This is a genomic window from Thermoplasmatales archaeon, assembly GCA_014361245.1.
Taxonomy (GTDB): Archaea; Thermoplasmatota; E2; order UBA202; family JdFR-43; genus JACIWB01.
Map to the genome: position 1 here is coordinate 1 of JACIWB010000040.1, position 11,874 is coordinate 11,874.

Sequence of the window (11,874 nt, forward strand, 5' to 3'; positions counted from 1 at the left end):
GCCATATTCAAGATTATACCATGTTATTGATGTGTTGCTATTGTTTGCAACATTTGTATTTATACCAAGCAATTGCCAAGTTAAGTTTCCTAATTTTCGACCATAGAATTTAACGCTCATAATATCGTTATCTACATCAACAACATGCACTTTTAAGATTGGATTTATGCTGATGTTAGTGGAGTTATTTCCTGGATAGACGAGAGAAGGTTTATATGGTGGAGAAATAGAAAAATTTCCAGTTGATGTGTTTTCATTTCCGCTTTTATCTATTGCTAATACAGTATATTCATATTTTCCTATGGGATAGGAAGCATTATAAAAATATTTTCCATTAATTTCTTCCATTGAATAGTTATAAATTTGATTTAGAATTAAAAAAACTTCCTTAACATAAAAATCGTCTGATATATCACATGATATATTAATAAACCCATTAATCTTATCTACTTTTACATTTTTTATCTCTGGCGGAGTAATATCTATAACAGAAAAAGAAAGATTTTTTTGAGCTATATTTCCCGCCTCATCTTTTGCTTTTAAAATGAATGTATAATTTCCTGCATCTAATTCATAAAATGTTTCATTTGAGTTGCTCCATTCACTCCAGCCAGCTCCATCTAGGGAATAAGAATAATTTATTTTTTCTTCTGGAAAATAGTTATCTTCCGCTTTCCATCTTATAATTACTTCCCTCCTAAAAAATTCATTTCCAGAATAGAATGTTATATTTGGGGGTGTGGCATCAACAATAATGCTTCCATTAATAACTTCAATGCTTGTTTTATTACCGTTTGCATCTGATATTAAGGCGTCTGTTATATTAAGCCAGGAAAATCCTTCATGCTCCGCTCGGAAAAGAATTTTAGCAAATATTCCTTCATTATCACTTGCATTAGATGAAAAAGCTACAATATTATATATGCTCCCATTTTGGTTATCTATTCTAGTAAAATTTTCATATATATCATTTGCCCAGTATTCAAAAATTCCCCCATTTGTAACATTTAAAGCAAAAACAACATCTTTATTGAAAGAGAAATTGCACTGGGCGCCTGCGACTGGCTCCGAAGGGATGATGTAAATGTTTATCTCCACATCCCCTGGCTGAGCAATGATAAAATCTGGATCTATTTTTATTAGGTTAGCACTGCATCCAAAAGCTATAAGGGTAAAAGAGAAGATGAAAAAAGATGGCAAAGCTTTCATCCTAACCAGTCCAGTGCTTTATTATTTCTATGATATCATCAACATCAACTATTCCATCCTTGGTTACATCGGCTCTCTCATCCCATTGCGGATGACTTGGGGTTTGCATCCAATGGGCAAGCACAAACAAAATATCTTCAGCATTTACCCTTCCATCAGAATTAACATCCCATGGACGATATACTTTACAATATGCTTTTGGAATTGTGTCTGAGTTAGGCAACGCTTCATGATTTCCGAGCAAATCATAAGCAACAGAATAAAATTGGTAGTAGCCAGTTTGGTTTGCATTGAAAGTCCATGTGAAATTATTTGTTTTCTCTCCATAAAGCATCCATTCCGTCCAACTTATATTATCCGGGCTGTATCTATAATAAAGAGCTACTTTTCCTATACCAACACCTATATCAGTTGCATTAACCTTTATCTGTATAAGTAAAGAATATGTTAAATATGGAATTGGCTCAATAATAGATGAGGGAATAAAGCAATCAACAAAAACATCATTCCATCTTATTTGTTCAACATTTCCAACATTGTCAATGCTATAAAATTCAATTTCATATTTTCCGCAAGGAGAATAACCGTACAAAATTCCAAGTTCAGCAAGATTTATTGGTTTATAAGGATATGAGCCAGTGTATTCTCTCCAATCAAAAAGCAATTTCCATCCATTTTCAAATTTGAATATCCTATAAAATGTTTTATTTACTCCCGAGCCATTATCAATTGCGACCAAATCTATTGTTGTATTTGAAAGAATATAATGCACAACATAATTGCCCACGCTTGATATATTAACAACGGATCCATTAAATCTCTTATAGGTATAAGGTGGCTCCGAAACAACGGGTGTATATGCATAAGCCTCCCCGTAAACATTTTCATCACATGTCACATTAACATAATTTACAATAATCGAACCACTGCTCACATTGCTCGCAACCTTCACCCTTACCAATATTTCATAGGACGCAGAAGGCACAAGAACAGGTATTGTCCATGTGTCAAAGCCGGAGGAGGGCATTGGAAAAGCATATACCAGTGTTACCCTACTATCATATACTTCCTTTACAATTAAATTCGTTGCACTCACTAACCCATTATTCTTTATTCTTATTCTATAGGAAATATTTGCTCCAGCCTCAACAAATTCTGGTGTGCCTTCTTTTGTTATGAGAAGTGAAGGAGCTGTAACTGTTGTATTTTCCCATGCTTCAGCTTTTACTCCTTGCAAGCAAGTTACATTTACATAGTTATGGAGAATTGTTCCGTTAGCAAGAGGTGTTTTAACTTGCACTCTTATGCTGATTGTTTTTGTTTCTCCTACGCTTAATGTTCCCAAATTCCATACATTGTTTCCAGAGCTTGGTGATGGATTTGAGGAAATGAAAATAACATTGCTATCATATGTTTCAGTAACAATTACATTTGTTGCATTCTCACTTCCTGTATTTGTTACATTTATTGTATAATTCAAGTAGCTTCCAGGAGTAACTGGATCATTGCTATCCTGCTTTGTTATTGTAAGCAGTGGCATACCAACTATAACATTGTGCTTCTGCGTGTGCTGTGCCTCCCTGTTCTGGACATTATCCACTGAGAACCATCTTATTTCATTTATTCCTCCGTTTGTTAAATTAAACAAAACAGCTATTTCTCCAAAATTCGGATTTTTATCATAAGGTGTGTTATCATAAACCGTAACATTTTTTACCATACTATCCACTATTCCATCCCAGTTGCTATCATGCCATATTTCATAATAAAGATAATTAACCCCAGAAGAGCAATTTCCTGCATCGGTTGCATTCAGCCATATATCTGTTTCTTTTGTTATATTATATACATCATCGCTTAGAACAGTTTTATTTGTAACAGGTGGTATAACATCCACCCTTATAATATTAACATTCTTAACCCCTCTTTCTAAGCACCAGAAAGTATCGTTACTCGCATTTTCTCTCCCCCAATCATATAAAAGTATGTTTAGCAGTCCATCCATATCAACATCAGCCACTGCTGGAGATGTCCTTATCCTACCATTTGTCAAAAACTTATCAACTAGCTTACCATTGCAATCAATTTCATAAATATACTTATCTTCAGATGCCACAAATATATCAAGTTTCCCTCCCACACCGCTATAAAGCCCCGTCCTCTTCTCATTCCCCCTGAACATTGGCCACTCCAGCACCCCTCCTGATATAGATGCCAGCGCAGGCGAGGAATAAATTGCTCCTCCTGTAGTAAAATTCCAGAGCATTATTCCATTTCTTGAAAGGCAATATAGTTTGCCATCGGTTGAGCCAAAAACTATTTCATAAAAGCCATCCGCATTTATATCTCCAATTGCGGGCGAAGAATAAACCGCTCCTCCTGTAGTAAAATTCCATTCTTGCAAGCCAGTTATTCCATTCCATTGCAAGCAATAAAGTTTTCCATCAGTAGAGCCAATTAAGATTTCCTTATAGCCATCTCCATCAATATCGGCAATTGCGGGCGAGGAATAAACCGCTCCTCCTGTAGTAAAATTCCATTCTTGCAAGCCCTCTCTATTCAATATATAAACTTTTCCATCAGCAGAGCCAAAAACTATTTCATTTTTTCCATCATTATCAACATCATCAATTGCTGGAGTTGAAATAATATTTCCAGATGTATTGAAAACCCATATAACATCCCAATCAATCCCTTCATATCCTATATGATTTGGATAACCAGGAAAATAAGGAGAAGTGCCATCTCCATTAAGGGGCAAGCTAAATCCTTCATCTATTCCATCGCTATTATCTCCATCAAAGCACCATACATTTTTAAAAGGATTATTACCTATCACAATTTCCAAGCCACCTACACTTTCATTTAATTCACCGATTGCAGGCGAAGAATGCCAGACATAATTTCCACCTGTTGCATTTCCTGTAACATGAGGAAATGTCCATTTAAATGTTCCATTGAAATTTATGGCTTCCAGGAGCCAGCCGCTTGTTGTTCCCCCAACAACATCAAGTTTTCCATCTCCATCTATATCATAAATTGCTGGCGAGCTTCTTGATTCATCTGTCCTTGTATCAAGAGCCCAAAGAATGCTTCCATTATAATTGAAGCATCTCCATATTCCTCTTGCAGTTGCATTTATTTCCGGATAAAAATTTGTTATTTCATCGCTCCCACAAACTATTTCCAATTTTCCATCTCCAGATAAATTTGCAATTGCTGGAGAAGAGCCAAAAACACACCCATTTGGAGCATGAACAACATTGAAGGCTAATGTATAATTCCATTCTTTGATAAGATAAAAGCCGTGCTTTTCAACATTTCCCGCCCAATCAACAGCATAAAATTCCAGTTTATGCAGACATTCTCTATTTATTCCTATCATTACAGATATCTTTTTTGTTTGATTATTCATATCCCCCGGAGCATTATCATTAATTGTTCTATTCTCTATGATTATATCAATTACTCCGTCATTATTAATATCTTCCCATATTTCATAGTGGAGATATCTAACCCCAGAATTATCATCTGTTGAATTAAGCCATATAACTGTGGAATTGCTTATCCATTCAATTCCATCCTTTTCATATAGTGGCCCATAATATGTTTTTACTGTTACAGGAGAGGTATTATCGATTGCCTCCCCTTTATACAAAATAACACATACGAGTAATATTATAAACAAGCACACATGCTTTTTTGAAATCATTAAAGTAAATTATTTATTAGCTTTTAAATTTATTCATTCTAACTTGGGATATTATAAACATATTTAATTCTTTAATTGCATCATTTCCTGCCAAATCCGTTGAAACTATTTTTATTTTATGAAAACCATATAATTTTTCCTCTATTGTATATCTTATTTCTTTTACATAATCCTCCAATTTTGCCATGCCATCGATGTATAATGAAGTTTTTGTCACACCTGATATTTCATCATTTACCTTAATGATTAAATCAATTTTCCCTATTATTACTGGTCTAATAAATGGTATTATCGGGCGATTTGCTATATATATCCAACTTTTCGGTTTTTCTACAATTATTGATGGTGGAGATGCATCGACATTTATACTAACTTTCTTCGGTTTTTCTATAAAGCCAGCATTGTCTATGCTGTAAAAGAATAATTCATGCTTTCCCTCACCAATAATAAAGGCATCTGCGTACTCAATCCATTCCTCATTATCTATCTTATAAAATGTTTTTGCAACACCACTTGCGCTATCTATCGCTTCAAGTTTAACCTTAATAGGGTTTGTATACCATCCATTTTTTCCATCCGGTGGCTCAACAACGCATTTAGTTAATGGCTCACCCCCTATTTCCATTACATATTTCTTAAAATTTCTGTTGTTTAGCATATCATATGCATTTACATGTATCTCATGCACCCCTTCATCCAAAGTAAATGAAGAAGCATATTTCATCCAATTCCCGCTATCTATCTTATATTCTATTCTCTTAACTCCGCTTCCTTCATCATATGCATAAAATGATATAAGCGTGGAAGAAGAGATATAATATCTATCAACAGATGCTTCCCACAGCCCTTCAAATCTCAGTTCAACAGATGGAGGAGTAAAATCAACAACATAGGAAGCGAAATTATGCGGGCTTTCTTCGTTTCCGGCGGCGTCAATCGCCCAATATTCGATAGTATAATTTCCTTCTTCTGTAAATATCCAAACAAAGCTAACTGTTGTATTCCACTCCCCTTCCCTTATTTCCTTACTACTATTCCTTCCGTAAATAACATAGAAAATTTTCCATGGACTAAAATCATCAGCAGCATAAATATTAACTGTACAAACTCCTGGAACAAATTGGGCTGGATCTTCCTTTATTACAATCCATGACCATGGTGGATTTATATCAAGCCTTAGATCTGTTGGATCGGTCTCTTCTGATGTATTTGGATCATCGGTTGGCTGAGAAGCATCATTTATACCATCTCCATTGCTATCATAATAAACAATTCCTTGGTTGGAAATAATCGAGCATGTTGCATTAAGATTAACTCTAACAACAAAACTTATTTTTATAGAGCCATGCGCAGGAATAATTCCGTTCCATATTATTTTGTTATTTACTGCATCGTATCCAATTCCATCGCTTATGTCATCGTCATTAGGTAAATCATTTATTTCCAATGAATTAGCAACATAGGTAGTGCAAGATGGAATTTCGTCTTCAAACTCATTTCCAGGATTATCATTTGAAGATACATTACCTGTATTATTAATCCATGCTGTGTATCTTATGATATCCCCTGGTTCAAGAGGCAAACCATTTATATCTTCCGCTATCTTTGGATCATAAATATTAGGTGCGTCTTCTATTACATCTATACTTGCTGAATCGCTATCTGTTACTTCATATCCGAGAATATCTTCTCCTCTTGCATTTGCAGTATTTGTGAAATCAGATGAATATGCTGAATTCCAGTAGATTTCGACGCTTTCTCCTATTCCAATTGTGCCAATATAATTGTTATTTCCACTATCATTTACCCAAACATTGTAAAGAATACAATCTCCATTATTTGTTAAAACAATCTTCCAATAGGCTGTATCTCCTGAATGAATTGTTATGCTTTCTCCCCACGATGAATTATCCTTGCTTACATATTTTTCTATGCTTATGCTTGGAGCTATTACATTTACAAATGCCTCATCTTCATCATAAACATTATAGCCAGTTTCATCTTGAGCAGTTACATTTACTTTATTCCATGTATCCTGGCTTAATGTAGTTGTATTTGTATATATCCATGTTTCTCCTGGCTCAAGTATATTATCTCCATCATCTCCTGATGAATAGCTAAATGATAAGCTCTGATTATCAATTATGCTTGTAATTGTTAAATCGCAATCTCCATTATTTGTTATATTTAGCCAATAAGTAACTTGCTCACCTGAATGAATTGTATCTGGATATGCTTCTTTTGATATGCTTATGCTTGGAGCTATTACATTTACAAATGCCTCATCTTCATCATATACTTCATAGCCAGTTTCATCTTGAGCAGTTACATTTACTTTATTCCATGTATCCTGGCTTAATGTAGTTGTATTTGTATATATCCATGTTTCTCCTGGCTCAAAAACTCCATCTCCATCATCTCCACTGCTATAGCTAAATGATAAGCTCTGATTATCAACTATGCTTGTAATTGTTAAATCGCAATCTCCATTATTTGTTATATTTAGCCAATAATTAACTTGCTCTCCTGAATGAATTGTATCTGGATATGCTTCTTTTGATATGCTTATGCTTGGATTTAATTGTGCAAATATGACCGTTGTATTTTCCCATGTTTCATTATAAACTCCTTTTAACTGAGATAGATTTCCATATGTTACATTTACATAATTATGCAATATTGTTCCATTTGGAAGAGATGAATTTACATCTACTGTTATATTTACGCTCCATGAAGAATTAACAGATAAATTGAAAATCCATATATTATTTCCTTGCGTTGGTGGCGGGCTTGAGGAATTAAAGATTACATTTGAGTCATATGTTTCTATAAGAGTTACATTTGTAAGATTTATCCCAACTGTATTATTCACCCATATGGTATAATTTAATTTTCCTCCAGCATAAACTGGGTCAGGATTATCATCTTTTTCTATGCTTAAATAAACATGTGGTGGGAAAAATGGTCCAAGTGGTATATCTGCATCATCTGGTCTATCTAAGTTAGGTGCTTGTTCAAGATTTGGATTTTCTTGATCTGTTGCCCAGCAAATTAGATAAAAAGGTGGTGGAACTCCTAATGCGCTCCAATTTAGATATAATAATATACAATTTCCAATTATTTCATATCCAGCAATAGATGAATTTGTTATCAAACCTCCGCTGTAATTACCACTCCACTCGCTAAACATTCCATCTCCATTTAAATCCTTTAAAAGATAAACATCTCCAATCCCATCATTGTTTGTATCTTCAACAAAAAATAAATACTCACTGCCATAAACAGTTCCTCCTGAGAGATATCCGTCTCCATTCAAATCTATAAACCATTTATACCTTAAATCTGGGTGTTGAGTAAAATTTGGTGGATTAACACAGCATAATCTTAAATACAAATAATTTTCATCCATTGCTATATAAACATTCAGAACATCTCGATGGTTATCAGTTCCACCTTCATCTGGGTCTGTATCAATCAGTGTCCATGAACTTGGCCACCCACCAGGTGGCGCGCTCAATGTCTCAAAAATCGCATGCCCAACAATAATTGCGGATATTATTCCTAAGGTTCCAATTAAAAACCTCTTCCTCATCTAACTCACCTTTTTAGCATATGCCTCAATTCAATATTCGATTAATATTTATATAATTTTTTATTTATATTTTTTATTACGAATTTATTCCTTTTTTATGCGAAGAAAATTTATACCCCATCCCTATATTTCAGCATGAAAAAAATAATCGCAATTTCAGTTGCAGTATTTCTGCTACCATTTAGCCTTTCTATAAATAAGGAGAAGAATGTAAAAATTTCAGAAGATTTTGACCCATTAGTTGATATAGAATTAACAGTTGAGATAAACTACATTCGCTCCCTAGAAACAAAATATCTCCATAGAACTATAGATAAAATAGATGAATTCAGCGACCCAGATTTCTATGTGAAAGTTTTTATAAATGGTGAAGAATTCACAAGTCCTGTATGGAAAAATCAGAAATATGTATATGAAAAATGGTCAGCAAAAGCAGATGTGCCAGATGATGAAGAATTTGTTGATATAATCATCCAGCTATGGGATAAAGATGTTGTTGATAAACTTTGCGATATAAGTGATAACATAGATGATTACCCATACAGCATGGATATAAATCTAACATACAGCATAAAATCTGGTCATTGGTTTGGCGATGATTTCAATTCACCGAGCAGCTACTGGATGAAGGATTTAAGCGGCTACGGGCGCGCAAATGGTTGCGATGATAACAGCATTTATCAAAATAACAGAGATTGCGAGATTGGTTTTTCAATTTATCAAAATGATTATGATGGAGATGGAATTCCTTATTGGATAGAGGTAAATGTATTTCATACAGACCCAACAAAAGATAATAGAGGAGAGGATTTTGATAATGATGGTGTTCCAATAGAATGGGAATATAAGTGGGGACATTACTTCCGCTATAACTGGTGGAATGGAAGCTTTGAGGATAGATGGGAATACAGCCCTCTTGTATGGGATGACCACAAAAATCTTGACCCAGATGAAGATGGGCTCAGCAATTATGAGGAATATCTGACAAGCCAGTGGGGTTCTGATCCTTTTAGAAAAGATCTTTTTATTGAAGTTGATGAAATGGATGGAGGAGATAATATAAAGGAAAGCGTATTGCCAGATGGAGCAAAAGAAATGCTTAAAACTGCTTATAATAAACATAACATAGTTTATCATTTAGATGACGGATGTATGGGAGGAGGGGAAAAATTACCCTTTAAACAATCTGTAACTGGAAGAGATTTGGACAATTATTACAATAAATATTTCCTGCATAACAATGAAAGCTCGTGGAGAAAAGGGGTATTTCACTATGCAGTTATTGTTTATGATGCTGGATTCAATGGCTATGCAGTAAAAAGAGATATGTGGCAGATTTCAACAAAATATATAGAGGAAAAATGCAGACAACTATTCTTTGTGGATAGAGATATAGTTTATGCAAGTGTTTTCATGCATGAAACTGGTCATTCACTTGATATATGGAATCCAGGAGTTGATAATCCAGATACAATGTATCCATGGAAATTTGCTTATTGGAAATATACTCCCTATAAAAGCTGCATGAATTATCGCTATACCTACATTCTTGTAGATTATTCTGATGGAAGCCATGGAATGAATGATTTTGATGACTGGAATACTTTAAGCTTGACATATTTTGATGATTAAAATTTATAATAAAACAGCACTTCCTCAAAATCATCTCCAAGCGAGAGTAATTCTTCAATACCTTTCCCCTTTAAATACACATTAAAAAACTCAAGAGTAAATTTATTTACAATATTAACCAATCTTTTTCCATCTATTTTTCCAAATCCAGGTATAATATATTTTGGAATATTTGGAGCAAAATGAGAAATCAAGACAGGCAAATCAGTATAATCATAATGAGCAGAGCCATTTACAACAGCCGCAAATGCAATACTTGTATTTTCCCATAAACCCTGCAAATATTCATCCTCCTCAAACCTCCCTTCAACAAAAAACATAAAAAATGGCTTTTCCGCCCTGTCCGCCCTGAAATAGCCATCAAGAGCCAGCCCCGCCTTTATGCGCTCATTTTCGCACATGCTTAATGCCGCTCCTCCTCCAAATGAATGCCCATATATTCCTATATTATCACTATCTATTTTTTCGGGAAATTCTTTGAGGAGATAATCTATGGTATAATTTATGTCCCCAATTACTTCATTGAAGGCTGTTTCTAAATGCTGGGATATATCCATTACTTCTATTACCCTTCCATCTGGAAATACTGTTATACCAGCAACATATGGATGACATATACCAGCAACTATAAAGCCATGACTCACAAGCTCTTCAATCATTGAGGTATACATCGATGGATACCCTCTATAACCATGAGAAAATATTATAAGAGGAAATTTTCCTTCTGCAAATCTTGCATTGATAAAAGAATGAGTTTTTACATATTCATATGCATTTTCTGGAATCCAGAAAAGAGAAGATTGCTTTAGAAGCCAACTGAATGTTTCCTTGCCCATATATTCATATAATTTTCCATCGTTTTCTTCAGTAGGATACCATAAATAAAGCATCATTTCTCTTTTATCATCTTCTCTTTCTGTAAGTTTTTCTTCTCTTTCGTAATCTATAAGATAGATTTCTTTAATTCCCACATTATAATTTCCTCTTGGTTTTGGAAGAAATGAAGCATAGTATTCTCCTTCCACCTTAATAATTCCAAAAATTGATGCATAGAAATTCTTTTCATCTCTTTTTAAAATTCCAAAAAATGGCTTGCAGAAAAAAATATTTTTATAGAAAAACCCTTCAAATTTAATCTCTTTCTTTCCTTTGAATACCCCTGAAATATTTCCGCTGAAATCATTTCTTCCAAGACATATATAACCTTCAATCTCCCCCCACCCCTTATTCATTATTTTAACTTCCCCAGTAAAATATCCATCCGCCCAGTCTGGAATTCCATTTTTCTCATAACTAAAAGGGATAAAAAGGGGCAATATAATCAAAACCAGCAATTTCTTCATGCCCCTAATTTAGGAAGGTTTAATAATTTTTGCGAAAGTGCTCCCGCCGGGATTTGAACCCGGGTCTTCGGCTCGAGAGGCCGATATGATTGGCCGCTACACCACGGGAGCTTATCCACCAGTAGCAACATTTATTATTTTTATTTTTTTCCCAATTATCTTTTCAGTATAAGGAATTGGCTTTCCATCAACAACTATAAGGGATGAATCTGGCATCATTCCAAGTAAAGCAAGCAAATCCTCGCCAGTGGCATCTTTGCCTATCTCAACCTTCCTTTTCCCTTCTCTTGTCTCAACCTCAACTTCCATAGTAAGGTTAATAAAAATCACAAATATTAAAATTATGCTGGGATAGCCTAGCGGAAAGGCGGCGGCCTCGAGAGCCG

At 34.5% G+C, this 11,874-nt stretch carries 6 protein-coding genes and 1 tRNA gene; 1 reads left to right on the plus strand and 6 read right to left on the minus strand.

The window, feature by feature from the left end:
• The 3 genes from H5T45_06230 to H5T45_06240 all read right to left on the minus strand — a co-directional run.
• Positions 1–1,209 (minus strand): hypothetical protein (locus tag H5T45_06230; GenBank protein MBC7129308.1); only part of this gene is annotated, 1,209 nt, incomplete at its 3' end.
• A gap of 1 nt (position 1,210) precedes the next feature.
• The gene (locus H5T45_06235) at positions 1,211–4,921 is read right to left on the minus strand and encodes a PQQ-binding-like beta-propeller repeat protein (GenBank protein MBC7129309.1); all 3,711 of its coding nucleotides are present in this window, start codon (positions 4,919–4,921) and stop codon (positions 1,211–1,213) included.
• 16 nt (positions 4,922–4,937) lie between these two features.
• Complete coding sequence (locus H5T45_06240) at positions 4,938–8,513, minus strand: DUF11 domain-containing protein (protein ID MBC7129310.1); 3,576 nt, start codon at positions 8,511–8,513, stop codon at positions 4,938–4,940.
• Between the two features lie 135 nt (positions 8,514–8,648).
• Here H5T45_06240 and H5T45_06245 point away from each other — a divergent pair, with 135 nt between their 5' ends.
• Positions 8,649–10,145 (plus strand): hypothetical protein, encoded by a 1,497-nt coding sequence (locus tag H5T45_06245; GenBank protein MBC7129311.1) that lies wholly within the window; start codon positions 8,649–8,651, stop codon positions 10,143–10,145.
• On the opposite strand, the gene H5T45_06250 is transcribed toward H5T45_06245, so the two are convergent.
• The 3 genes from H5T45_06250 to H5T45_06260 all read right to left on the minus strand — a co-directional run bounded on the left by H5T45_06250 (position 10,142) and on the right by H5T45_06260 (position 11,797).
• On the minus strand, positions 10,142–11,488 hold the full coding sequence (locus H5T45_06250; protein MBC7129312.1) for a hypothetical protein: 1,347 nt from the start codon (positions 11,486–11,488) through the stop codon (positions 10,142–10,144). The genes H5T45_06245 and H5T45_06250 overlap by 4 nt on opposite strands.
• Positions 11,489–11,526: 38 nt before the next feature.
• Positions 11,527–11,599: transfer RNA gene (locus H5T45_06255), tRNA-Glu, on the minus strand.
• Entirely contained in the window at positions 11,600–11,797 is a 198-nt protein-coding gene (locus tag H5T45_06260) for a hypothetical protein (GenBank protein MBC7129313.1), read from the minus strand.
• Between the last annotated feature and the right edge of the window lie 77 nt (positions 11,798–11,874).